The 24380-nt window shown below is 41.4% G+C and carries 21 protein-coding genes; 9 read left to right on the top strand and 12 right to left on the bottom strand.

All coding sequences use genetic code 11. The annotated features are described in order from the left end of the window. The first annotated feature begins 13 nt into the window (after positions 1-13). The 5 genes from LEP1GSC192_RS02500 (at position 14) to LEP1GSC192_RS02480 (ending at position 5923) form a co-directional block, all read left to right on the top strand. Positions 14-853, top strand: a complete 840-nt coding sequence (locus LEP1GSC192_RS02500) for a hypothetical protein (RefSeq protein ID WP_020768079.1) — start codon at positions 14-16, stop codon at positions 851-853. 275 nt (positions 854-1128) lie between these two features. After that, complete coding sequence (recA, locus tag LEP1GSC192_RS02495; RefSeq protein WP_036088836.1) at positions 1129-2217, top strand: recombinase RecA; 1089 nt, start codon at positions 1129-1131, stop codon at positions 2215-2217. A gap of 123 nt (positions 2218-2340) precedes the next feature. Then, the gene (argC, locus tag LEP1GSC192_RS02490) at positions 2341-3354 is read left to right on the top strand and encodes an N-acetyl-gamma-glutamyl-phosphate reductase (RefSeq protein ID WP_020768267.1); all 1014 of its coding nucleotides are present in this window, start codon (positions 2341-2343) and stop codon (positions 3352-3354) included. 6 nt (positions 3355-3360) lie between these two features. Further along, positions 3361-5289, top strand: a complete 1929-nt coding sequence (locus LEP1GSC192_RS02485) for a long-chain fatty acid--CoA ligase (protein ID WP_020768197.1) — start codon at positions 3361-3363, stop codon at positions 5287-5289. Between the two features lie 4 nt (positions 5290-5293). Next, positions 5294-5923 (top strand): phosphorylase, encoded by a 630-nt coding sequence (locus LEP1GSC192_RS02480; protein ID WP_020768129.1) that lies wholly within the window; start codon positions 5294-5296, stop codon positions 5921-5923. Here LEP1GSC192_RS02480 and LEP1GSC192_RS02475 read toward each other — a convergent pair whose 3' ends face one another. Continuing rightward, positions 5924-7678, bottom strand: a complete 1755-nt coding sequence (locus LEP1GSC192_RS02475; RefSeq protein WP_020768479.1) for a patatin-like phospholipase family protein — start codon at positions 7676-7678, stop codon at positions 5924-5926. It abuts the gene before it with no gap. 128 nt (positions 7679-7806) lie between these two features. Here LEP1GSC192_RS02475 and LEP1GSC192_RS02470 point away from each other — a divergent pair, with 128 nt between their 5' ends. Then, positions 7807-8409, top strand: coding sequence for a DUF4254 domain-containing protein (locus LEP1GSC192_RS02470; protein WP_020768221.1), 603 nt, complete (start codon positions 7807-7809; stop codon positions 8407-8409). Beyond that, a complete protein-coding gene (locus LEP1GSC192_RS02465) occupies positions 8406-9464 on the top strand; it encodes a glycosyltransferase family 9 protein (RefSeq protein WP_085988898.1) in 1059 nt (352 codons plus the stop codon). The genes LEP1GSC192_RS02470 and LEP1GSC192_RS02465 overlap by 4 nt, the downstream gene beginning before the upstream one ends. 1 nt (position 9465) lies before the next feature. On the opposite strand, the gene LEP1GSC192_RS02460 is transcribed toward LEP1GSC192_RS02465, so the two are convergent. After that, entirely contained in the window at positions 9466-10761 is a 1296-nt protein-coding gene (locus LEP1GSC192_RS02460) for a glycosyltransferase (protein ID WP_020768452.1), read from the bottom strand. Positions 10762-10886: 125 nt separating this feature from the next. Here LEP1GSC192_RS02460 and LEP1GSC192_RS02455 point away from each other — a divergent pair, with 125 nt between their 5' ends. After that, a complete protein-coding gene (locus tag LEP1GSC192_RS02455) occupies positions 10887-12218 on the top strand; it encodes an O-antigen ligase (protein ID WP_036088708.1) in 1332 nt (443 codons plus the stop codon). Here LEP1GSC192_RS02455 and LEP1GSC192_RS02450 read toward each other — a convergent pair. From LEP1GSC192_RS02450 to LEP1GSC192_RS02410, 9 genes are all read right to left on the bottom strand, one after another. After that, positions 12198-13958: a phospholipase D-like domain-containing protein gene (locus tag LEP1GSC192_RS02450; RefSeq protein WP_020768512.1), complete on the bottom strand. Its 1761-nt coding sequence runs from the start codon at positions 13956-13958 to the stop codon at positions 12198-12200. The two genes, LEP1GSC192_RS02455 and LEP1GSC192_RS02450, sit on opposite strands and share 21 nt — an antisense overlap. Further along, complete coding sequence (locus tag LEP1GSC192_RS02445; protein ID WP_020768274.1) at positions 13955-15340, bottom strand: hypothetical protein; 1386 nt, start codon at positions 15338-15340, stop codon at positions 13955-13957. The genes LEP1GSC192_RS02450 and LEP1GSC192_RS02445 overlap by 4 nt, the downstream gene beginning before the upstream one ends. Before the next feature lie 11 nt (positions 15341-15351). Continuing rightward, on the bottom strand, positions 15352-17481 hold the full coding sequence (locus LEP1GSC192_RS02440) for a hypothetical protein (protein ID WP_020768032.1): 2130 nt from the start codon (positions 17479-17481) through the stop codon (positions 15352-15354). A 50-nt stretch (positions 17482-17531) separates the two neighbouring features. Beyond that, the gene (uvrC, locus tag LEP1GSC192_RS02435) at positions 17532-19424 is read right to left on the bottom strand and encodes an excinuclease ABC subunit UvrC (RefSeq protein WP_020768233.1); all 1893 of its coding nucleotides are present in this window, start codon (positions 19422-19424) and stop codon (positions 17532-17534) included. A 6-nt stretch (positions 19425-19430) separates the two neighbouring features. Further along, positions 19431-19850 (bottom strand): peptide chain release factor-like protein, encoded by a 420-nt coding sequence (locus LEP1GSC192_RS02430; RefSeq protein WP_020768127.1) that lies wholly within the window; start codon positions 19848-19850, stop codon positions 19431-19433. Between the two features lies 1 nt (position 19851). Continuing rightward, positions 19852-20283: an acyl-CoA thioesterase gene (locus LEP1GSC192_RS02425; RefSeq protein WP_020768424.1), complete on the bottom strand. Its 432-nt coding sequence runs from the start codon at positions 20281-20283 to the stop codon at positions 19852-19854. 10 nt (positions 20284-20293) lie between these two features. Beyond that, positions 20294-20989, bottom strand: a complete 696-nt coding sequence (gene nth / locus LEP1GSC192_RS02420; protein WP_020768415.1) for an endonuclease III — start codon at positions 20987-20989, stop codon at positions 20294-20296. Then, entirely contained in the window at positions 20946-21221 is a 276-nt protein-coding gene (gene rpmB / locus LEP1GSC192_RS02415; protein WP_020768365.1) for a 50S ribosomal protein L28, read from the bottom strand. Before rpmB ends, nth begins: the two co-directional genes overlap by 44 nt. Positions 21222-21308: 87 nt before the next feature. Then, the gene (locus LEP1GSC192_RS02410; RefSeq protein ID WP_036088830.1) at positions 21309-22082 is read right to left on the bottom strand and encodes a TIGR00730 family Rossman fold protein; all 774 of its coding nucleotides are present in this window, start codon (positions 22080-22082) and stop codon (positions 21309-21311) included. A gap of 32 nt (positions 22083-22114) precedes the next feature. Here LEP1GSC192_RS02410 and LEP1GSC192_RS02405 point away from each other — a divergent pair, with 32 nt between their 5' ends. Then, on the top strand, positions 22115-23263 hold the full coding sequence (locus LEP1GSC192_RS02405; RefSeq protein WP_157186880.1) for a hypothetical protein: 1149 nt from the start codon (positions 22115-22117) through the stop codon (positions 23261-23263). Here the strand turns inward: LEP1GSC192_RS02405 and LEP1GSC192_RS02400 are convergent. Then, positions 23161-24300 (bottom strand): aminotransferase class I/II-fold pyridoxal phosphate-dependent enzyme, encoded by a 1140-nt coding sequence (locus tag LEP1GSC192_RS02400; RefSeq protein WP_036088704.1) that lies wholly within the window; start codon positions 24298-24300, stop codon positions 23161-23163. The two genes, LEP1GSC192_RS02405 and LEP1GSC192_RS02400, sit on opposite strands and share 103 nt — an antisense overlap. Between the last annotated feature and the right edge of the window lie 80 nt (positions 24301-24380).

Genomic DNA, 24380 nt, shown 5'->3' with positions numbered 1-24380 from the left:
ATAAAAGCCATCCATGTCAAAGGTTTTCCGATTCTTCTTTTTGCTTTTCTTTCTTCCCTATCCCTTAAGCCTTAGTGCTTCCGAAAAATCCACGGATGAGTTTTGGAATTCATTCTTAATATGGGCCGGACATCCAATTTTAGCCGAAGAAAGGATCATTCGCAATCTAAGTGCCGAATATATTGCCGAATTGAAAAAAGACTCCGAGCAAAGTTTGGATTTGTTTCTCAAAACCGATCTAAAACCGGACAAAAAACAAAAACTTGGATTGGAAAAACTAAAAAAAGATCTAGAAAGCCTAGACAGATTCGAAGGAGTTCAAATCCGATTCCCTGGAAAAGAATGGGAGACCCTATTTTACGATAAGGGAAATTTCCCGGATTCTTATTATGAATTCGAGACAGGCCAGGTCTCAATTAGATATATTTTCCGAAGTTTACCCTATCGCCCTTTACCTAAATGGGGAGAATTAAAACTACAAGGAAGCTTTCTACTCTATTCCGAATCGGGGGCACTTTTATTATACAAAACGATCCCTGATTTTCCCATCAAGGATTTGGATATCGGAGAGATGCATACATATTTCGAAGAAGACAAAAAACGCGGTGGAAATGTAAAAAACTTTTCCGAAAACAAAACGGAACTCTTCTATTTCCCCAATCATAATCTTTCAGCATTCTATATATTACTTCTCTCTAAAATACTCCTAGTATTGGCTTCTTTTATTATATTTATATTATATGCCAGAAGGTTCTGGAAATTCCTTTTAGAGCAAACGAGAAGAAGCCATAAGGCGGAAATCACGTTTTTGACCGATAAGGAGAAGAGCGAGAAGGGATTTTTGTCCGATTAAGCCTAGATTTTTCGGGCTAATTTCACTACAACTCCATTTGCTATACATATATTTGTATTTTTTTCACGCCTGACCGAATTTTTTGGGTGACATAAGAGAGATTTTAACGGAAACTTTTCCCAGGGAATCGGAAGGTTTTTTAGATCTGACCTGGAATTTGTCCGGGACTAAGAGTATTCTTCCTATTAGAAAAGATTGGATTCCCATAAAAAAAGTACACGCAGTTTTATCTGAGGGGGAACCGGGTCTTGGCAAGAGAAGGAGCTAAAGAATCCATGAAAAAGCAAAAAGAAGAAGCACAGGGTTTGGACGATTCCAAACGCCAAGCAATTGATCAGGCAATGACCCAAATCGAAAAACAATTCGGTAAGGGCTCTATTATGCGTTTAGGAGCCGCATCCGCAAGCATAGTTGCCCCTGTGATCCCTACCGGATCCTTAGATTTGGATATCGCCCTAGGTGTGGGTGGATATCCATTAGGAAGGATCGTTGAAATCTATGGTCCAGAGTCTTCCGGTAAAACTACCCTAACCCTTTCTGCAATTGCCGAATGCCAAAAAAGAGGCGGCGTCGCCGCATTTATAGACGCAGAACATGCCCTAGACCCTGCTTATGCAAAAAAACTAGGAGTGAATCTCGAAGAGTTACTTGTTTCTCAACCGGATAACGGAGAAGAAGCATTAGAAATCTGTGAGTCGTTAGTTCGAAGTAACGCGATCGATATCGTGGTGCTAGATTCGGTTGCAGCATTGGTTCCAAAGGCAGAGATCGAAGGCGATATGGGAGATTCCCATATGGGTCTGCAAGCAAGACTTATGTCTCAAGCGCTTCGTAAACTGACCGGAACCATTTCTAAGTCCAAAACGGTTGTGGTATTCATCAACCAGATCCGTATGAAGATCGGAGTTATGTTCGGTTCTCCTGAAACTACCACCGGTGGAAACGCATTAAAGTTTTATAGTACGATCCGTTTGGATATTCGTAAGATTGAAACCTTAAAAGAGAAGGAAGAAGCCACAGGAAACAGGGTACGTGTAAAAGTTGTAAAAAACAAAATGGCACCTCCTTTCCGTCAGGCGGAATTCGACATAATCTTTAACACCGGAATTAGTCGAGAAAGTTCTCTCGTTGACTTGGGCGTAAAACACGACATTATTAGCAAATCCGGGGCCTGGTATTCCTATAATACGGAAAAGATAGGCCAAGGAAAAGAAGCTGCTAAAGAATATCTAAAATCGAATCCTGAAATCGCCTTCCAAATAGAAAATATGGTAAGAGATCTGAACGGATTACCTCCTTTAGCACCTGACGGAAAATTACCACCTGCTCAACCGTCAGAAGAAGTCCAAAAAGCAGCAGGCTAATTACTACTGGCTTTCTTTTTAGAAACCATTGACCGCCGGATGAAACCTCATCCGGCGTTTTTTTATTCCAAGCCTAGTCCCGATTTTTAGGATTGTTTCAAACGTTAGTCAAAAGGAAAACTCATGTCAGAGATCAGCATCATCGGAGCAGGCGGATTTACGGGAAAAGAATTATTAGGACTACTCGCCCGCCATCCAAAATACAAAGCGGTGCATGTGACTAGTGATAAACTTGCAGGCAAATCTCTTTCAGAAGTTTTTCCGGATCTAATTGCTCCAAAAGATCTCATTTTTAAAAAACATGAGGATGAGGTTCCGAAAGGTTCGCTAGTAGTTCTTGCAGTTCCTAACGATGCTTCCTTAGAGCTTACTCCCAAATTCCTGGACAAAGGCCATAAAGTAATCGATCTTTCCGGAGTATACCGGCTTCATAACCAAGAAAAATTCGAAACGAACTATAAGTTAAAACATACGAGTTTTTCTCTCACTGCCAAAGCGGTTTTCGGAATTCCGGAGATATTTAGAGATAGACTAAAAGGTGCGGACTTCGTTTCCAATCCTGGCTGTTTCTCCACTTCCGTAATCTTAGCATTGTATTTTTTGGGTAAGCTTAGAAAAGAGATCAAACCAAGGATTGTCGCTGATTGTAAATCGGGGATCAGCGGCGCCGGAGGAAGAGTAGAAGACGGAGGATTTTCCTTCAATGGTGTATACGAAAACTTCAGGGCTTACAAAATTTTAACCCACCAGCATGAACCGGAAATCCAAGAGTATTGTTTTACCGGATCCGGACTCTTAGAACCCGAAATTTTATTCGTGCCTCATTTACTTCCTGTGTATCGAGGAATTCTATCCACGATCTATCTAGAGGCTAATTCGGAAAATCTGCCTTTTTTAGAGACTCTTGCGGAAAATTCTAAATCGGAGCCTTTTATCCGGATCAGAAAAACTCCGGAAGAGATTGATCTCGCAAAAGTGCAACATACCAATTTCCTGGATATAAGCCTGAGGCAAAGAGGAAAGAATGTCACAATCGTTTCGGCCTTAGACAACCTAATGAAGGGAGCGGCGAGCCAAGCGTTACAAAATATAAATTTAATGTTGAACGAGCCGGAAGCTCTGGGTTTACTTCCCTAATTCTCAATGGAAAAAAGAAGTATCTATCATCTTGTCAGAGACTCTTGCATCCATTACAAGGATAGACCCTTCCAATGGATCTGGGATGAAAAAGTAAAAAGTTTCTCCGGAATCTCTTATTCGGAATGGTTTTTGAATCTAGAAAATCTTTCGGGGTTTTTCAGACAAAAAAATCTAGGCAAAGGGGATAAGGTAGGCTTATTTTGCGATAACCGAACAGAATGGGCATTATGCTCCTTCTCCGTAATGTGTTCCGGCGGCGCGGATGTCCCCAGAGGATGTGACGCAAGCGAAGAAGAGATATTTTACATCCTAGATCATACCGAATCTAAGATCACGTTCATAGAAAAAGAACAAACCTTAGTTAAACTTGGAAAAATCCTAAACAGATTAAAACATCTTGAAACCGTAATTCTTATCGAAACCGAGGAAAATTTTGCTTCATTGCCAAAATTGAAATCAGCCTATCCTAAAATCGAATTTATAGATTTGGAAACTGCGATCGCTCAGGGAAGAACCTGGGTCGAAAAAAAAGGAAAGTCACTTCTTCATTCAATCGGGGAATCCTTAAGCGAGAACGATATTGCCACGATTATCTATACTTCCGGAACCACAGGAGTTCCAAAGGGTGTGGTCTTAAAACACAGGTCTTTTACCTGGACGATTGACCAGCTGCAACAATTCGTGCCTGCAAATTATTCGGATCGAGTGGTAGTGTTCCTTCCACCATGGCATATCGCGGAAAGAATTTTAGAAACCGCACTTCTTTCTTGGGGGGCCTCCCTCGCCTGCTCTAATGTTTCTCAACTAACCAGAGATTTCGAGATCATCAAACCTACGGTTCTTGTTTCAGTTCCTAGAGTCTGGGAGGCTTTATACCGGAGGATCTGGGACAAGGTTTCCAAATCCTCTCCTATAAAACTAACCATTTTTAAACAAGCAGTTCGGATCGCTGAGACCTATAATTCTCTTTTGGATACTATCACCGGTAATTATTCGGAAACGGAAGAGGAGAATAAAGAAGAGAAGTTAACCGACACATTGGTTGCTACCCTCCTTCTTCCTATCTTTTATTCCCTGAATCTTGTAGCTCAAAAAGTTCTCGCACCGGTCCGAGCCCTATTCGGCGGACAATTGAGATACGCATTCTGCGGAGCCGGAGCAATGCCTCCTAAGATCCAATTTTTCTTTCGCTCCATGGGAATTCCGATTATAGAAACTTATGGGATGACTGAGACTACCGGTATGGGAGCCTTAGGAAGTTTCCCAATCCCTAAAACCGGCTCGATTGGACCCGTATTTCCAGGTGCACATATCAAATTAGTCAATGAACAAAACGTAGTGGTTTCCACACCGGGAGACAAAGGGATCGCTTGGCATAAGGGTCCTCATGTGACCGCAGGCTACTACAAAAATATGGAACTGACCCAATCCAATTTTTCGGATGGATGGTTTAACTCGGGTGACTTATTTGTTTGGACCAAAACCGGCGAATTAAAATTTGCTGGGAGAGCAAAAGACACAATCGTTCTTTCGTCAGGAGAGAATGTGGAACCGGAACCTATCGAAGGAAAAATTTTAGAAACCGGTTGGGCCCTGACTGCAGTTGTTCTTGGCCAAGACCAAAAGTTTTTGGCGGTTTTACTTGTGCCTGATTTTTCTAAACTCAGGGATCATTTTTCCGACCAAGGAATCCTTTTGCCGAATGATAATTCGACACTCGTGAAAGACCAGAGGGTGATTAAGTTTTACAAGGAACTGATCAAAAAGACGATCTCCGAAAAGAACGGATTTAAAAATTTCGAAAAAATAGTCGAGTTTCGCCTTTTAGACAAGGAGTTCGAAAAAGGAAAAGAACTGACCGAAACCATGAAAGTGAAAAGAAATAAGGTTGCAGAACTCTATGCAGATCTGATAAAAACGATCTTTCTTTAACCAGATGAGCGACCTTAAAATCCAGGACATCCTTTTCTGCGCGGCTTTCGCAGGAGAAATAGACAAATTAAAATCGGATCCTCGGATCCACACCTTCGAGGCAGGCATTGGAGAATTGGAAGCCGCCATTAATCTCCAGAAATATCTCTCGGATCCTTCTAACTGGAAACCTAAAGCGATTTTCGGGATAGGATCCGCAGGAGTTTATACCTGGATCCCACGAAAAGATTGGGAAGGTAAATTCGGAATTTCAAAAGTATTCGCAAACTATCAGATCGCCTTCCTTGATAAAAAGATCAGACTTCCTGAAAGTATGACTTTTAAATACGAGTTCCCCGACCTAAAATTCCCGTTCGATGGTAACGATTTTGTAGAATCCGCTACCAACGGAACCGGTTCCGTTACTTTGGAAGATTTGAGTCCTCGCGCTATGGAGAGGATCAAGGTAGAAGGTTTAGGTTTCGAGAATATGGAAGCTTTCGGTCTGGCAAAAGTTTGCAATCTTTTTAATATTCCTTTCGGGACCGTATTTGCACTTACGAATAAAGTTGGCCCAAAAGGAAGCGAAGAATGGAAACTTTCCTGGAGAAAACATTCCGATAAGCTCCAGGAAAAGATACTTAGCTATCTCTGACTATTTTTCGGAAGGGAAGAATAGTTTACGAATATCCCCGATTGCTGCTTCCGTTTCCAATTCCCCCTTCTTTATAATTTCCTTGTATTTTCCGAAATCTGTAAAAGCGAATTCTTCTATATGTAAATTGATAAAAAGATCCATCTTTTCCTTTCTCAATTTAGTGATCTCTCTACCTTCTAGTGTGATGGCTCTTGCCATGATCTTCAGGATCGGAGGATACGTAATATCTTCCCAAAGATTTTTGAAGAAGGATTTTCCGGTTACTTTTCTATCCTCCAAAAGTCGAACAATGCCCTCGTCTCTAAGTGGGGAAACATTCACGGATAGGATGACATCGGCTCCTTTTTTTCGGATCAGGTTTTCGGGAACATTATTAATCACGCCTCCGTCTATCAAAAGATGATCTCCTTTGAATACGGGAGGAAACATCCCAGGCAAACTCATTGCAGCAGCAAGCGCTTCCCAAATGGGTCCTTGGTCCATAACATATTCTTGTCCGCTATGAAGATCCACTGCGGAGGTCGCAAACGGGATCTTTAGATCTTCTATCAATTGGGTTCCGAATGCATCCTTTAACATTCGAAGCATTCTTTTTCCTTTAAAGAATGAGATAAGCGGTATAGTAGGATCGAAAGGTTTTTCTATTCCGCCGAAAAACTTCCCGATCATTTTGAAGATGGAGTCGGTGCTTTCTCCCCTCGCATAAAGCGCTCCGATCACAGCACCGAAAGAAGAACCGCTCACAAAATCGAAACGGATCCCCTCTCTCTCCAAAACTTTCAAAAGACCTACATGAGCAAGCGCTCTCGCACCTCCTCCGCCCAATGCAAGCCCGCGGGTCCTAGACACCAAATATCTGGCGAATGTTTCCCCCTTATAAAATATCTTTTGATTCGCGGATTCTTCATGTTTTCTTAATCCGTTTTCGGAAACAATGATACGAGAAGTCCTTCCGGAAAAGTTTCGGATGCGTGGTTCCCAATAACCGAGGATTTCGTTTTTCTGCTTTAGATTTCTTTCCGGTTTTTCTTCCCAGAAGACGATCTGATCGCATTGTTGTACTAACTTATCTAGCTCCGGTTGGATCACCGGGTTCTTAAAATAAAGATGTAGTATGGAAGACTTTTTTCTAAGTCCTGCGATTGTTCGGATCATGTCGGAAACCGATTTTCCTTTAAACGTATCCATTCTCAAAAGAGAAACATGACCTTCGTGGGATTTTCTCCCGTTATCGACTATGGATTCCAAATGGATCTTAAAATCTTCTACTTCTTCTATAGGGATATGGCATACAAGTCTTCTGGAAGTATGGACGGGGCTGGAAGAATCTTCCATAACCTCTCTCATTCTCATTCCCATCAGCCTCATTAAGTTTTGGGAAAGTATTCTTTCTTTAGCGGCTAATTTTAGAAAATATTCACCATCCAAAACATACAATAATGTATCCAGTATCGCGGTTGCCGAACCTGTATGAGCCGTCCTTGTAAGAACACTATTCTCTGCGAATACGTCGCCTTCTCCCAGATATCGAACCGTTTTGCCTGCCTCTCCTAAGGTAATCATCACCTCGCCATGTCGGATTAGGTAGAGTTCCTTGGAGATCTCTCCCTTATAATAAAGGACAGTGTGATTATGGATATTTCGTTCTTCTATGTGACCATAAAGTAAGACTAGTAATTTTCTCGGGAGACCCTTGAACAAGGGGATAGACGCTAAAAATTGCAACGCTTCCGGAGGAACTATTTTTTTCATGCGGGCAAAATCCTAACCTGGGAAATTTATTTTGTAAAGCGGAACTAGATCGAACTCTGGTATTAGCCGACGGACTTCCAGTAGGAAATCCTCTTGATTTTTGGTCTATCGCGTAAATTCTAGCTCCGATGAAGTTAGAATCGGCCAAAGTGGTTGAGATATTCAAAAATTCCGTCTCGGATTGGCATAAAGAGGAATCTCCTTCTGCTAATCCTTTCCCTCCATCCTCCCTAGAATTCCTTTTTTACCAAAAAAACCAGATAGATACTATTCAATGGCATGTGGAGGACGAGATCAGAAGACCGGATCTTCCCGATAAGGACCTCGTACAGTTCAAAAGAAGAATCGACGCTCTGAACCAGGAAAGAACCGACCTAGTTGAGCAGATTGACGATCAGATCTCCGCTATGTTCAAGTCCGTGGAGAAAAAACCGAACGCCAGAATGAACTCGGAAACCCCGGCTTGGTTGATCGATAGGATGAGTATCCTGGAACTTAAAATTTATCACATGAAAGAACAAACGGAAAGAAAGGATGTAAGCCCCGAACATATCCAAACCTGCCAAAACAAATTGAATGTTTTGCTGGAACAGAGGGCCGATCTTTCCAATTGTTTGGATGAATTGTTGGACGATCTTGCCAAAGGAGATAAATTCTATAAGGTGTATAGACAGATGAAAATGTATAACGACAAAAATCTGAACCCATCCTTATATACAAAACAAGCATGAATCTTTTGGTGCTAAGATTCTCAGCGATGGGAGATGTCGCCTTGATGGCTCCGGCATTGATCGCCGTGGCCGCCAAGTATACGAATATACAACTTACCGTAGTAACCAGAGGGAATTACGCTCCCTTCTTCTATAATATCCCGAACGTTCATGTGATCGGGATCAATCTTAAAAAATACAAAGGTCTTTCGGGCTTATATCGTTTATTCAAAGAATTGAATAAGTTAGGTCCGTACGAAAAGATCGTGGACTTACATTCTAGCGTTAGATCCCGTTTTATCAGTTTTTTCTTTTGGGTCAGAGGAGTTTCCGTTTTTAGGATCATTAAGGGGAGAAGGGAGAAAATGCGCCAAATTCGCAGGACCCGTAAGGTTTTGCGTAAACTTCCCCATACGGTGGACAGATACCTAAAAGTTTTTGAAAAAGCGGGATTTCCTGCGGTCGTGCGAAAAGGTCCTTGGATCAATGTAGACCCTGAATCCAAAATTTACGCCAAGGACTTCCTCCTTGCGAGAAAGATAGACAAAAAAGAAGGTCTTTGGGTGGGATACGCACCTTTTGCAGGCCATAAATTGAAAGAATGGCCGTTGGAAAAAAGCTTAGAACTACTCAAACTGCTAAAAGAAGAATTTCCTAATATTCGGATTTTCTTATTCGGTTCCTCCCAAGAAGCCGTTCAAATGGAAGAATGGAGAAACGGAGACCAGTCCATGACGATCGTTTCCGGAGGTAAACTGGGAATACGAGGCGAATTGGGCATTATGGAAAGAATGGATGTGATCATCGGAATGGATTCTTCCAATATACATATCGCAGCGCTTCTCAAACGCCCCGTGATCGCATTATTCGGGACCACTCACCCGCTTTCCGGATTTGCACCTTTCGGTCAGGAAGATACCGGAGTGCTGCAGATAGAAGATCTACCTTGCAGGCCATGTAGTATTTACGGAAATACGACATGTTACCGAAAAGATTTTGCCTGTATGGAAAGAATTACTCCGGAAGACGTAATCAAACGGATCAACGTCATTAAGAATATCAATACACTTTTCTGAATCAGCCCATGATCCCGAAAGGATCCAAAGAGAAGATCGTATTCAGTAAAGATCTCTTTTTCTTCTTATTTTTTTGTTCTGCGACCGATTTATAAACTTCTTCCATTCTATCCACGCAAGCCTTCATTTCATGACTTTGGGAAATTTTAAGGGATTCCTTAGAGAAAGAAGCATACATCTCGGGATCGTGCAAAATACGAATGGTTTTCTCGGCGATATCCTTTACGTCGAACGGTTTTGCGATAAATCCGTTTACTCCATCATGGACTAATTCCGGGATCGCAAATGAATCCACACCAACCGCTGGAAGACCGCAGGCCACGGATTCTAGGATCACAAGTCCTTGGGTTTCCATAGTAGAAGCCGTTAAGAACAAATCGTATTTCGGATAATGTTTAGGAAGTTCGGCCCTATCTATAAATCCGGTAAAAGTAATCGCATGGTCGATCCCAAGCTTTTGGGCCTGGACCTTTAGAGAAGGTAAAGCGGGCCCATCCCCGATGATCGTAAGAGTTGCGGTCGGGATCTTTTCTAAGATCAATTTGAAAGAATTAATGATCACATCGCAATTTTTCTCGTAAGAAATCCTACCGACGTGTAGAAGTTTAGGACTTTCCGTAAGAGTTTTAGGACTTCCCTTAAATTGAGAAAGGTCCAGACCGTTTGAAATTACAGCGACTGGCTTCTTTAATCCGAACTCCTCTAATTGTTTTTTGATCAGATGAGAAGGAGAAATGATCAAATCGCAACGATCGTATAAATTATTCGTAATTTTCAAAATGATTTTTTTGCGTATGTTGAACTTGTCGAATTTTTCGAACTTCACTAAGTCCTTTATTTTGATCTTCTTATTTAACTTTCCGATCCTCATGAAAAGTTTGTCCAGCTTGAGAAGGCGATAAAAAGAAAGATACATATCCTGTTCGGACATCAAAGTATGATAAGTCCCTATGCTTGGGATCCCGTATTTTTCGGTAGCATTGATCCCATAAACTCCCATAAGCCCGGGAGTGTGAATATGCACCAGATCCGGTTGGAATTCCTTGATTGCCCTTTTAATCTTGGAAGGAGATGGTAAAACTACCTTGATATCAGGGTAACTCGGTAGATATCCGCTTCTGAATCTTTCCAATCGGATACGATCCCCCATCCTGTCGAAATCACCTTCTCCATAACGTGGACAACAAATCAAAAATTCATGTCCCCTTTCGGCGAGGGCTTCCGCAAAATTTTTCATCGAAATAGCGACCCCGTCAATTTTGGGTAAAAAGGTGTCCGAAAAATAAAGAATCTTCATCTAGGTTCCTAATGCGGAACCAATCTCGTTTATAATATGGATTTTGCTACTCCATTCCAGAAATCTATGTGAAAAATAATCGAATTTACAAAGAATAGATCGGTGAGATTCTTTCCAGAAACCGGATGAAAGAGTTTTTGAAAAAGGCACATCTATTCTGTTTACTCGCTACCCTTCCTTCGATCGGAATTTCAGTCAGCCTCAGCCAGGGGTTTTTAGTTCTTTCCTTTTTTTTCGGACTAGCGGATCAACTCAAAGTTGGGAATTGGAAGGAGATCCTACCGAATCATCCTGTTTCTAAAATTTCCATTTCCCTTTTTTTTTGGTATGGGATCGTATTTCTGATCCACCTTGTCTTTGGTAATTCCGGACCGGAATACACAAAGTCTGCTTGGAACGGAGAACTTAAAGACTTCTTTTTATTTTTCGGATTACTCTCCGTAGGATTTACTACAAAAGAGGATCTACCCAAAGTATATCGTGCACTCTTTTGGCTATTTTTACTCCTGGTTTTCACTGGAGTGGTGGGAGGTTTTACCCCAGTCCGACTTTCCAGGCTCATCACAGATCTATACAAAACTTCCACAAGTTATAGATTCACTCATCCGTTAGGGTCTATTTCTTCTATCCCTCTGTATATTTCCATAGGTTTGATGAACACACATTTGACCTTCGGAGGTTTGCTCCAATTTTTCTCCGCGTTTGCGGTATTCGGTTTTTTACGAACACTTATCCAAGGAGATAAAAAGAAGATACTCATCGCGGGATTGTTACTCTTTTTATACTGCCTCGTATTCTTATTGAACCAGGCCAGGTCCAGTATGATCGGAGCCGGAGTGAGTATCTTCTTTGCAGGCATTCATTTATTCTTTATCCGAAAAGAATTTTCGAAATCCTTTTTGATCAAAGGTGCCTCGTTTTTTTTAGGACTTTTGTTTTTGATCGGGCTCGTGTTGGCATTCAGTCCCGCCGGTAAAAAGATAATAGGCCCACTCTTCGGAAAAGAAAAACATACGGACTCAGGTAGGACTTTTATCTGGGATTCAAGTTTTCCGTTGATCCAAGAACACCCGATCATCGGGGTCGGTCCTGGAAATTATAATAAGGAGATCGAAAAAGTACGAATTGCTCATTCCGAAAAATATCCGGAACTCTCTTACTTTTACGAAGTCACCCAAAGAGGACATGCCCATAACGATTATTTTCATTTAGCATCCGTATTTGGGCTCCCGGCTGTATTGATCTACCTGGGATTGGGTGCCATTCTACTCGGGTATCTATTTCAATCCCGGCAAGACTTTCAGGTTATAATATTCTTTTATGGACTGATCGGATTTTTTGTCTCGGGATTATTCCAATGTTATTTCCAGGATGACGAAGTAGTCATCCTGTTCTGGATCTTACTTGGACTTTTCGTCAAGGGAGAGATCCTTTTATCAAAGAGAGATAACGCATAAATTTTCCTTTCTTTGGTTCGAAAGCCCAGGTTCGGCAAAAAATTCCAAATTGGATTTAGAGTATTTTTCCAGAAGGCCGGAACCCCCATGGAAATTATAAGCTGCAAATAAGATCTGCTCCGGCCAGTTCAAAGAATAATTAATAGATTTATAACAAAAATACAAACCGAAGTTCTCATATTCGACCAGAACCACACCCGAATTTGAACTTATACTTTCCGAAAGATAAAAAACACGATCTTCTACCGAGATCCCCAATTTCTTAGGGAGTTTTCCCCTTTCTAAGAGCCAAACTTGTTTCGGAGAATTTTCAAAATGAAGAAGGTCCGTTAGTTCCGAGTTTTCCGGAAAAACCCAGGCTCCTTCCGCCGCTAAAAATTGGAATGGTCTTAAAAAATGAGAAGGTTTTAAGATAGCAGTACGGAACTCGGACATCAAATCCGATCTTTGGATAGAAAATCCGATCTTTCCCTTTCGGGAAAAATGCCGTATTCCAAGGTCTTCTGCCTGCGAGCCAGGAAACTCGTTTTTGCCTCCAAAATAACGGGAACTAATGGATTCATAATCTCCCATAGGTTTACAAACTTCTTCTTTCCATTTATAGAGATGATTCCACCGAAACCAGGCAAACCCGATCTCTAAGAAAGTATCCTCCTGTCGTCTTTCCAATCTACAAATCTGATCATTCTCCGGATCAAAAGTAAAAGTGTTCGATAACAAATCGACTGCCGAGGCTTCGATTCGTTTGGATTTACTCCGTATATTCTCCCATTCTTTTATAAATTCGTTTGCAATACGCGCATCTTTTATTCGGAGTAATATCTCCCGATTGGAATCCCTGGCATTTAAAGAATAATTATAAGATCCTGTCAAAACTTCCAGATTATCAATGATCATAGTTTTATGATGTAGGAGTCCTCCTTTACCGATTGTAGGATCGTCTAAAATATCTTCATTCCCATCTTCCAATATTTCGATCTCAGGAAAGCTCGATAGAACATTTCCTTCCGGATCCACTGGACGATTATAGATTCCGCTAATAGATCCATGATTTATTCGAGTAAGTCCCGAACTTAAAATCGGATCATAATGATCGAAAATCAGATACCGGATAGAATGCCGAGAAGACAAAACGGAATCCAAAAGTCGATTCTGGATGAGGTCTCCTTCTAAAGGAGAATTCCAAAATTCTAATCCGGCAATTCTCAAAACAGGAAATGGATATTCTTCTTTGAGAAAAGAATAAAATTTCTCCCAGTCTCTGGAATCCAATTTGAATTCCAAATATGCGTTATGATCCTGTTCCAAACCATAATAGGTAAAATTACCTGTTCCGATAAACACTAAGGACTGATCTGCAATTAAAACCTTAGTATGCTGCAATCCGGTTCCTTTCCAATATTTCAAAAAAGGAAGAATTGAATCCGGATATACTTTTCCCCATTCTCCCATGAGCTCCAGACGGACCCCTCTGTGGTTTGCTTGGACGAGTTCCGATTCTATCTCGGGTTCATCGAAAGAATAGATATGCATGTAGATTGAATCTTTCGCTTCTCGGATAATACGTAAGATCTCTTCTTTTACATTTCTCTTTTTGCCGACCGGAACAAATCTGCCGGGATAGGAAAAGAAGACCTTAGGATAGAATTCCTCCTCCCAGAAAAGAGAAACCTCTTCATCCGTTCTTTCGCAACGGACGAAATAAAGGACCGTAAATAAGAGTAAAAGGAACTTCTTCATTTCCAAACTCCTCCGATTCGAAAGAGCATATACCATTGTTTCAGTCCGGTTGTTTGGTCCGACTCAAATCCTCCTAGATCCAATTCGATCTTAGCGGATCCATCTTCCAAGGGTGACCAGGCGATACTTACACCCGCCTCTCTTATAAATTTGTTTTTCATGTTTCCGGAAATTGACCAAAGACCGGAGGAAGAATTCTCCTCTTTTAAAAATCCGATATAAGTAAAATGGATCCCTGGAGAAATTCCGAAAAACGTACCTTCCGCTTTCCAACCGAATAGATTTGCAGGCCGTTTACCAGGAAAATCGGTTTCTTCCCTTTCTAATCCTCGTTCCGTAATCCAAGCAGAAGGGTAAAATCCCCAGACCTGCTGTAAGATCGGATTCGAAACGGGAGAAGCCCCCATTCCTATAAAACCCGTTTCCAAAATTTCGCCCTGAGAGGATCTTTTTTCTCGATCCGGTACAAATCCAAAAATGGAAATTTTCCCGTACGTATTATAAAAACCTAAATCGATCCGAAGGGCTTCTCCACTGATCGGGATGGATCGTTCCGTTCGAGAAGGATGATAACCGGTTTTGTCCAATCCTCTGGAAAGGAAAAGATCCCCGGAAATATAAAGGAACTTCCAGAGAAATCCAAATCCGAGCCTCCATTCAACTAAATAGTCTTTGTCCCCTTCTATACTTTCGGACTTGGATTCTTTCGTATCGGAACCGAACCTTCCCCAGTCTCCCAAAGAAAGATAACGCACCCTACATCGATATACAAAACGATCTTCGATGTTTCCGGTTAAGCTAATTCCGGCTCTATACCTTGCCTGGGAAGAAAACGCAGGATTTTTTTCGGAAATCAGATCATCTCTTGCTTGTTTCGGAAGAAATGACTCTCTTCCTTGTAGTTTCAACCATTGATTTTCGAATAAAGGAAATCCTCTGTATAGATCCAAAGCATCGAACCTGATCTTGATCCGATCCGATTCGGTCTCCGCAAACAGACCTTCCACCCCGTCTTTCCAAGAAGACCATGCTGGAAATTCTTCCGAGTCGGATTTTCTTCCCGCTCCCCATAAAAATCCCTTATAAAGGATCCCAAAATAAGAGTTTTTTCCCGGTAAAAACACCACTCCCGAGGTCGAAGTGGTTATCATTGTCCATTCTAAATTTGTAATGAATTTTTCGTTATACTTCTCGAATTTAAAACCAAGGACTGCTGGAGACGCCAAAGCAGCGATACGAGAATTTTCCTTTTCTTCAGAGATCCGTCCTTGGGTTCGAAACAAGACCCATTGGAAATAAAGCTCCAAAGAGGGATCCCGAACTTCTTGGGAAGATACGATTTGTGCGTATAAAAATAGAAATAAGAAGACCAATTTTTTCATAAACGAACTTCTTATTCCAGAATTCCCGGATGGGCAGCCGTCAAAGCGCAATTCGGGTCTCTGACGGGGCGCCCCGCATAGGAACTTACCGACCAAACTCGAACGTCCGATACTAATTTAGAATATGCAGATTTTCGAATTTTATTCCTTGTATCGTTGATCCCCGGACCGGAAGAACTATAAGAAAACTCGTCCCAAAATTCTCCGGTATACGGATCAAACACTCTGAGAAGATTTGATCCGGAAGAAGGTAAACTAAAACTTGTATCCTGCCAAAACTCAGTTTGTGGAAAACAAATCGCTTTCCCGGAGGAAAGTAAGGTCAAACCTTCTTTTTCTAACGGTAGAAGGATAGAGACTATACTTCCGTTGCCTTGGATGATCTCTAAATACGCGGAATCGGGAGAATTTTCCGTAACGGATGCAAACTCTATAAATCGATCTTTTGAGATAGGTTCGATCCCTTGGTAAGAACCCATCCACGACACTTCTGAAAAATATACCTTGTTTGGGATCTCTGTTTTGGAACAAAATGTTCGCCCGATAGAAGTCCTAGGGTTTTCGGAAAAAATTTCTATACCGGAATAAGAAGTTAGGTTCGTATCTGGATCGGCTGCCGTATATGGATGCAAAAACGGCTTTCCATTCCGAAAACAGATACTTACGGTTTCCCCATTTGTTTTTTCGAGTATGATTTTAGTCGGAATTCCTTTGGAAGTCCTAAAGATCCCGTCCCAGAGAACCTTCTCTTTTCCGTTAGAATTCGATAGAGAAACAATATCGATAACGGCGACTGATTTAATATTGGAAAAAGAATATAAAGGATTTCCTAGAAGAAAAGGAAGGTTCCCAACGCTAAGAATCTCACCTTCTGCAATTCGATTCGAACTTTTGATCGGGAAAATATTTTTTCCCCAACGCATTCTTAAAGAAGAAGGATCACAAATTTTCCTTCCTTTATGGATCAGATCTAAATACTTCCAATCATCCTGCAAAATTCCTTTATACAATAATCCGTTCGGGTTGAGCTCTTCGATTTCGAAATCGTTTGGATCGCACGCAAAATCACTCGCAGAGGTAGAGGTACCATTCTCTCCCGGATCCATACAGAATTTAGAAGTCGTTTCACAGGGAGAGAAAGAAGTCCCCTTCCAAGAATAGTATGTTTCTCCGAATAAATATCCCGCTCCAGGAAGATGGAACTCAAAGGATTGATCTACTCGGGCAAGGTAAATTTTTCCAGACTTCTTCAGATCCCCCCATTTCAGTCCGCTAAGAGATATCCTTTCTAAAGAAGCAGAATCCTCCGCATAGATCCTAGTCTCATAAGGTGAAATAAAGCCGGTCGTTATTGGAAGGGAAACCTTGTTTTCGGATAAACTTAATTCCAAACCTTCTTCACAGATCGAAAAAGTATTCGGATTATAGATCTCAATCCATCTGCCAATACTCGAATTCGTTTCTCCGAAAATTTCCGTAATGATCGGTAGAGAAGTTAAACAGTTTTCCGATCCGATTTGGTTTTTGGCTCGGATCAGAATTTGGATCTCTTTTTGTAAGTTGGTTGCCTTGAAAGAAATTCCTAAGTAAATTTCAGATCCTTCCGATGGAGAAACCACCAAGATGGAGGTTCCATTAGAAAGAAAGAATATACTAAAAGTTTTAAAATGATTTTTGAGATTGAATCGAGCCCTATCCCAAACGACTTCTCGAGCGATCAAGGATTTAAGTTGCCTGTCCCCAATCAGGGCAAATTTGGAACCTTCTACCTTCTTCTTGATTTCGGAAAATGGATAGGTTCCGATCCTATATTCTGATCCGTCCGAAAGAACGGAACCGAACTCGGAGACTAATGAACCGTCTTTCCAAGCGGAAAAAATTTGCAAAAAATCGGAAATTCTCTCTTTAGAAATGCAGAGCTGAATTTGAAAATTTGGATCTTCTCCCGAGACAAAACAAGTATTACCATTTTTTTGGACCAGATCTGAAAGCGGTTTCGGGTTTTTCTTAAAGAATGGATCGTATTGGAATTGGATAGATTTTTCTGCGTCTACCCAAAGGTATTCGGAACCGGAGTCCTGCGTACAGGAAACCGAAATGAAAAGAACGGCTAAGCCGAAACTGTAAATTGTTGTTCGCATTTTTTCCTCCAGAGCTACTTGTCTGGAGAAAAACGAATCACTCGCGATTTTTAGGAATTAGTTGGAGAATTTTCCGGAATTATGGTTCCGTCAGCACCGGTGTCGGAGCTTCGGATAGCAGAAGATTGGAAATAATTATAAATTTTTTCAGCGAGCGCCTCCCCTATACCAGGGACTTTCATGAGTTCTGCAATATTTGCATCTTCTATCTTTTTCTGCCCGGAAAATGATTGTAGAAGTAGTTTACTTCTTTTTAAACCAATGTCCGGGACTTCTCGGATGAGACCGGTCAATGCTTCTCGATTTCTACGGGAACGATGATGCTCCACCCCGAATCTATGAGCCTCGTCCCTAAGATGGCGTAATAATCTCATCCCAGGTGAATTCATATCGAAACTATAAGGAGAATTTTCTCCCGGGAAATAGATCTCTTCTCTTTTTTTGGCAAGCCCTACCATAGGTAGATTCGCTGCACCTGCTTCCACAGCAGCCTCGCAAGCTTTCCCGAGCTGTGTAGGCCCTCCATCAATCACGATCAGATCGGGCATTACCCCGTCTTCGTTAATAATCCTTTGCAGTCTTCGGGAAATCACCTCGTGCATCATTCCAGGATCGTTAATCCCTTCATATCCTCGAATATTATACTTTCTATATCCTTGTTTGAAAGGTTTTCCTTCCACAAACATCACACCGCTTGCCACAGGAAAAGATCCCTGGAAATGGGAAATATCATAACATTCTATAATATGAGGAGGTTCCTTCAATTGGAACATTTCCTGTATTTCTTTTAAAGCGACGGTTTGGTCCTTATAATGAGTTGCGAGAAGTCTTTCCGTAAGCCCGAGTTCCGCATTTTTTTCCGCGATCTTTAAAAGGGATTTTTTCTCTCCTGCTTTAGGAAATCTTAATTTAGGTCTAAATCCCGTTTTTTCCTGTAAGAAGTCCAACACCGTTTCCCCTTCTTCTTTTAAACCGAAAGGAACTACGATACTGGCAGGGATCAATCCTGCACCCATATAATAATCCCGGAAGAAGGAGGATAATATTTCCTCTTCCGTGGAATTCTGCACACCTTGCAGAGGAAAAGATTTTTTATTATCCAGAAGTCCGCCCCGAACTTCCATAAGAACGACCTGGCCTTCGTCCTCTTTACGAGCGAACGCAATCACATCCTCGTCCCCGCCGTCCATACTCACCACGGTTTGTTTTTGCCGGAAAGTCTGGAGTCTTCCAAGCATATCTCTGTATCTGGCAGCGATCTCGAATTCCAGTTTTCCGGAATATTCGTCCATACGTTTCGTGAGCTCGCTTGCTAGGATCTCCTTTTTGCCTTCTAAAAATTGAATGATCTGATTTACAATAACTGCATATTCTTCTTCCGGAACCGTTCCTTGGCAGGGCCCTAGGCATCGTCCCATTTGGAAATTCAAACAAGGGCGTTTCGGTTTAGGAAGTGGGAGTTTTTGTCTGACTTTTCGGATCGGGAAAATACGAAGGATCACGTCTAAAATTTCTCGAGTGGTCCTTACGTCCGTATAAGGTCCGAAATATCTATCCCCATTATCCTTTATTTTGCGAGTGATAAACACCATTGGATAGGGTTCGGAAAGAGAAACACAGATATACGGATATTTTTTATCGTCCTTTAAACGAACGTTGTAACGTGGATTATGTTTTTTGATCAGTGTAGCTTCTAAAATTAAAGCTTCTTTTTCGGTAGAGGTGGCAAACCAATCCAGATCGAAAATTTCTCTTTGAAGATATCTGGTCTTTAGATCCGTCTGTTTTTCTTTTAGGTAATTACGGATCCTTTTATCTAGATTTTTGGCCTTGCCTACATAGATCACCTCTCCTTCCGAATTTTTCCAGAGATAACAACCTGGAGAACCCGTAAGGTTTTTGAGTTTTTCTACTATCAGAGTATGATTGACTACTTCCGGCATCTTGGACTATTCTTCGCCCCAATCTATTTTTGGAGAGGTTTTTCTTTTTAGACCTGCCAAAGTTTTGGAAGCAGCCTTTCTTTTGGCTTTTCTCGCCTTATCGGCTTTGGCCTTTCTGATCTTTGCAAGTTTTGGATCTTCTATTTTGGAAGCTTCTAAAAGTTCTGCCTCCAATTTTTCGCAGAGAAGGATTCTCGCCTTATATCTGTTTAATCCTTGGGTGCGATGAATGGAACATTTAATTTCGAGACCTGTTTTTTTATACACTAATCGGACAGCAGTCGAAACCTTGTTTACGTTTTGTCCACCCTTGCCGCCGCTTCTTACAAAAGTTTCTTCCAAATCGGATTCTTGGATGCCCAGCTTTTTCATTCTGGAAAGAAGAAGGTTTGCTTTTTCCGGAGAGACAGGGAATTGGAAAGCCATTTTATTTGTTCAAAAATTCTTCCGGATCGAATTGACTGAAATAAGGAAATGGTTTTCCGGAATCGTCCAAACAGACGTAGGTTACCCTACAATCTATAATTTCTCTTATCTCTTTTTTCATTTGGTTTTTGGCAATGGCGGCACTTCGAATGGTAATGGAACTTTTTCCTACTTTTTCTATTTTAGAAAAAATTTGAATGATCTCACCAAGCAAACCGGGACTTTTAAAGATCACGTTATCCATCGTTACCGTAACAAGATTTGAATATCCGATTTTTTCGATGACGAACATCGCACAACCCTCGTCGATCCAGGCAAGCATCTGACCTCCGAAAAGGAAACCGTGTTGGTTTAAGTCCCTGGACATGACTATATGTTGTGTGCTTAATTCCATCCCTTGGAGTTTTTCATCTAAAAAGACTTCTACGCTCATTTTGGCCTCTCTAATCTTTGGGTGAAGTGGAAGAAGGACATTCTTTTCTAAGAATACATGTCTCGCAGAATGTCCTATGCGCCTTACAGTATTTTCTTCCTAAAAATATAAAATACAAGGACAGATCCGTCCAGTATTCAGGTTGTACATTTTGTATTAGGTCCTTCTCCACTTTTACCGGATCGGTTTGTTTGGTAAGACCTAACTTTTTAGAAACCCTTTTTACATGAGTGTCTACTACGAATCCTTCCGAAATATGATGGATCTCGTTTAATACGACGTTTGCAGTTTTTCTTCCTATGCCTGGAAGTTTGGTCAATTCCTTGATACTCTTCGGCAATTTGCCGTCGTATTCTTTGAGAAGAAGGTTCGCAAAACCGGAAACCGACTTTGCCTTATTCTTATAAAAACCGGTAGAATAAATAAGCTTTTCTATCTTCTTTAAAGGAGCAGAAGCAAGAGATTCCAGAGTGGGAAACTCGGCAAAAAGAAGAGGGCTTACCTGGTTTACCCTTTCGTCAGTACATTGAGCGGAAAGGATTACAGAGATCGCAAATTCGTAGTCTTTGGAATATTGGAGAGGAGAATTTACGTCCCCGAATTCCTTCCTGAGTAGGAAGTAAATTCGGGATACATATTCAGGGGTCGGAGAAAAAGAAGGACTAGACTGCCTTTTTCTGGATTCCGACGTACTTTTTGGGGGCAAGTGCTTTTAGTGATTCGCCGTTATCTTTGATCGCAGCCTTGATCCCTTTCTTTTTCAGGGTTCTTAAAGCGCGAGTGGAGATACGAACGGTTACCCAACGATTCTCATCTTCTAAGAAGATACGTTTTTTGATCAGGTTGATTTTCCAGGTTCTACGGGTTTTAAGGTGAGAGTGGGAAACATTGTTTCCGGATATCGTTCCTTTCCCTGTCACAACACATTTTCTGGCCATACGCGACCATAATTTTCTCTAAGCCGGGTCTGTCAAGGAATCGAAAAAGATTCGAGAAAAATCCTCGAATTTCTCCCATTTTTGGATCTAATCCAGATCCAATGGGACCTTTCTCTTTAATGTTTCTAGGACATCTTCAGGAGTATCACAGTAGGTGATTAGGTCCAAGTCTTCGGCATCTACGAGTCCGTATTCTAACATACTTTCCAGATGGAGTAATCCTTTCCAATATTCGGTCCCGTAAAAGATCACAGGGATTTTACGATTATTCCGACCGGTTTGGATGAGAGTTAAGGTCTCGAATAATTCATCCACAGTTCCGAATCCTCCGGGGAAGGCCACCACTCCCATGGATAATCGTAGGAACCAAAGTTTTCTCATGAAAAAATAATGAAATTCCACACTTACTTCCGGATCCACATACGGGTTTACGAATTGTTCGAAAGGAAGTCTGATATTCAATCCAAGGCTTGGGCCTCCCGCTTCTTTGGCTCCACGGTTCGCCGCTTCCATGATCCCCGGCCCACCACCTGTGCAGACTGCCATTCTTCTGGTATCTTTCGAAATTTCTTTTCCCCATTCGGTGATGAGGCTTGCCGTTTTTCTGGCATCCTCGTAATAAACCGACATCTCTTTTTGTTTTTGGAATAATTTCTTTTCCGATTCGGAGAGATTTCTAGTTTCTTTTTCTCTACATTCTTCGGGACTTAAGATCCGAGCGGACCCGAATATACAGATCGTATCCTTGATCTTACCTTCTCTAAAAAGGGATTGGGGATAATCAATTTCCGCGAGCACCCTTAGATGGAACGCATCTATGGATTTTAAAAACTCTTCATGTTCTAAGGACGTTCTTCCCATATTTCTTTCCTTTTTTTTAGGGGAAGTTAGGCTTGCCTTTCCCAACTCTATCTACTAACCTATCTCCAAGAATGATCGGACTAAGAAGTTTAAAAGAAAAAATTTTCTCCTGGTTCCGGTCCTTGTTTTTCCACTTTTCCATCAAATGGGAAGCGGGATGGATCAGACTCCAAAAAAGACTCGATCCTTACGTTACCAGAGAATCTCAATCCTGGTTTTTTCGCAATGTAAACGGAAGGGACTCTGCAACGACCGAGGACTGGTCCGAAAACCTACCACCCTTCTCCTTCACGGAAACCGAAACAGAAGAGGTATTTCCGAACGCAAAAAGAAAATTCCATAGAGTCCGAAAACATAGGGTATCTCTTTGGTCCTTGCTCTTTTTTCTTCCTTGGAAATCTAAGATCCAGGAATCCGAACCATCTTTTAGAGCGTTTCATCCGGGAGAAAATTTATTCCAAGAAGAACCAAAGAAGAAGGTCCGCAAAAAAGAAAACTTTCACCTCCGAAACAAGCCCTATTTCTGGGAAGTTTGGTTTCCCCAAACAAGCACTCTTACACTTTCTCCATTCGTAATTTGGGAGACCTCCGTTGGTTCCGATCTGTTCCAAGATTGTTTGCCTGAATCCGTTCTTCCTGTAGGCGAACCCGGAAAATGGAAGGTCCGGATCCAATCCATGAGAGTTCTTTCTCACCAATTGGGAAATTTATACGAGGACACTTATCCAAGTCCAAACAGAGTTTATAGAACGGAAGTCTGGGTCTATGGACACACAAAAGAAGAAGAAACCGATCCGGAAAGACCCTTACTATTTCCGTTAGGAGTTTGGATCTCTCCGGAACTTTTAAAAGGAGAAGATCCTAGAGTTAGACAGGGTTTGCCTTTTAGAACAGGCGAGACTTATTGGAAAATCCAAGGAGAAATCTTAAAAATAGGGATCCGAGGTTTGGAATGGAGCTGGAAACCTGCCAGAGAAAATTCTCAGTTCGAAAGTATATTAGAAAGTCCTCATATATTCTTAGGAAAATCCTATTTTACTCTGGAGTCCGAAACTTTTACCCGGGACAGACAGATCGCCTACTTATTCAAAAGAGCGATCAGTTCGGATCCTAAATTACTCCAACGTGCAAGGCCTAGACGAAATCTTTCTTCCGTTTCCCCGAATCCCAGTCGGATATAACCTTCCGTTTCAAAATCAGCGGAAGGTAAAACGAATACTCCTGCCTTTTCATACAGAAGGTCTGCAAATTTTCTAGACTCTAAACCTGACTGCAATTTAGCAAATCCGACCACTCCACCTCTGGGCTCTTTAAAACTTGCAATTCCGGGGAGTCTGCCTTCGACTGCATGGGCGAAGCTTCGCAAATTGGCCCGCAATGTTTCTCTAATCTTACTTTGTAGCACTTTACGATTCTGCAAAAGTTTCAAGGTCAGAAATTCGGAAATGGGAGAAACGGTATGGGTCAAATAATCCTTCATGGATCTTGCTTTTTGTATCCAATCTTTTGGACCGATGAGCCAACCGATCCTTAGTCCCATCACACCAAAACATTTTGTGATCGAGCCGGTAGAGATTGAATTTTCGCAAATTCCAAAACCGCTCCAACCCAGGTCTTCTTCTTCCGAAAGAAATCTGTAATGTTCATCGAATAAGATCCAATTCGGAAAATTTACGGCGAGTCTCTGGATTTCTTTTTTATCCTCTTCTTCCGCTATGATCCCGGTCGGATTATGAGGATGATTGAATACGATTAGCTTAGGAGAATTTTGAAAGAGTTTGATTAGGTTCTCTTGTCCAAATCCTAATTTCTCATTTTCTAATCTTGGCAGAAGATCCACTTTTTGGAGATTGGCACCGAGTGATCTTGGGACTTCATACAATGCCTGAAAGGCTGGCCAAAATAAGGAAGTAGTGTCCCCTTTTTCTAAAAGTAAATGAAATGCGATGAATAGCGCTTCTCCGGTTCCGGTAGTTACCAAAACCTGATCCGGAGAAACATGATGATATAATTTTGAAATTTCTTCCCGGAGATCCTTTCTACCTGAATTGGGTGAATCGGCTAGGGAGAGTTTCCCCAATTCTTTTAGATCCAAATCCAGATATTCCGAGAGCACACCCAGGTCCAAATTCCGGATTCCACTTTCTCCCAGATTACAGGGCGCTTCCGTCCTAAATTTTTCCAGACGATCTTCTATGAAAAAATCTCTTAAATCCACGCGATACCTAATTTTCGATCTTGATTCAGTTATTATCTAAAGTCGCGAAGTTTTTTTTTCACTCAGAGACACAAAGACTT

This window comes from Leptospira sp. B5-022 (assembly GCF_000347035.1).
GTDB classification, from domain to species: Bacteria; Spirochaetota; Leptospiria; order Leptospirales; family Leptospiraceae; genus Leptospira_B; species Leptospira_B cinconiae.
The sequence above is the reverse complement of the archived record's forward strand: the minus strand, read 5'-3'. Positions and strand labels throughout refer to the sequence as shown.

What these genes read in the sequence shown, in the direction of transcription:
- LEP1GSC192_RS02475 (WP_020768479.1), bottom strand. Translation starts at nt 7,678, where the DNA reads ATGAAAAAAATAGTTCCTCCGGAAGCGTTGCAATTTTTAGCGTCTATC.
- rpmB (WP_020768365.1), bottom strand. Translation starts at nt 21,221, where the DNA reads ATGGCCAGAAAATGTGTTGTGACAGGGAAAGGAACGATATCCGGAAAC.
- LEP1GSC192_RS02460 (WP_020768452.1), bottom strand. Translation starts at nt 10,761, where the DNA reads ATGAAGATTCTTTATTTTTCGGACACCTTTTTACCCAAAATTGACGGG.
- LEP1GSC192_RS02440 (WP_020768032.1), bottom strand. Translation starts at nt 17,481, where the DNA reads ATGCGAACAACAATTTACAGTTTCGGCTTAGCCGTTCTTTTCATTTCG.
- LEP1GSC192_RS02425 (WP_020768424.1), bottom strand. Translation starts at nt 20,283, where the DNA reads ATGAGCGTAGAAGTCTTTTTAGATGAAAAACTCCAAGGGATGGAATTA.
- LEP1GSC192_RS02430 (WP_020768127.1), bottom strand. Translation starts at nt 19,850, where the DNA reads ATGGCTTTCCAATTCCCTGTCTCTCCGGAAAAAGCAAACCTTCTTCTT.
- LEP1GSC192_RS02455 (WP_036088708.1), top strand. Translation starts at nt 10,887, where the DNA reads ATGAAAGAGTTTTTGAAAAAGGCACATCTATTCTGTTTACTCGCTACC.
- uvrC (WP_020768233.1), bottom strand. Translation starts at nt 19,424, where the DNA reads ATGCCGGAAGTAGTCAATCATACTCTGATAGTAGAAAAACTCAAAAAC.
- recA (WP_036088836.1), top strand. Translation starts at nt 1,129, where the DNA reads ATGAAAAAGCAAAAAGAAGAAGCACAGGGTTTGGACGATTCCAAACGC.
- LEP1GSC192_RS02410 (WP_036088830.1), bottom strand. Translation starts at nt 22,082, where the DNA reads ATGGGAAGAACGTCCTTAGAACATGAAGAGTTTTTAAAATCCATAGAT.
- LEP1GSC192_RS02445 (WP_020768274.1), bottom strand. Translation starts at nt 15,340, where the DNA reads ATGAAAAAATTGGTCTTCTTATTTCTATTTTTATACGCACAAATCGTA.
- LEP1GSC192_RS02480 (WP_020768129.1), top strand. Translation starts at nt 5,294, where the DNA reads ATGAGCGACCTTAAAATCCAGGACATCCTTTTCTGCGCGGCTTTCGCA.
- argC (WP_020768267.1), top strand. Translation starts at nt 2,341, where the DNA reads ATGTCAGAGATCAGCATCATCGGAGCAGGCGGATTTACGGGAAAAGAA.
- LEP1GSC192_RS02485 (WP_020768197.1), top strand. Translation starts at nt 3,361, where the DNA reads ATGGAAAAAAGAAGTATCTATCATCTTGTCAGAGACTCTTGCATCCAT.
- LEP1GSC192_RS02450 (WP_020768512.1), bottom strand. Translation starts at nt 13,958, where the DNA reads ATGAAGAAGTTCCTTTTACTCTTATTTACGGTCCTTTATTTCGTCCGT.
- LEP1GSC192_RS02465 (WP_085988898.1), top strand. Translation starts at nt 8,406, where the DNA reads ATGAATCTTTTGGTGCTAAGATTCTCAGCGATGGGAGATGTCGCCTTG.
- LEP1GSC192_RS02500 (WP_020768079.1), top strand. Translation starts at nt 14, where the DNA reads ATGTCAAAGGTTTTCCGATTCTTCTTTTTGCTTTTCTTTCTTCCCTAT.
- LEP1GSC192_RS02470 (WP_020768221.1), top strand. Translation starts at nt 7,807, where the DNA reads ATGAAGTTAGAATCGGCCAAAGTGGTTGAGATATTCAAAAATTCCGTC.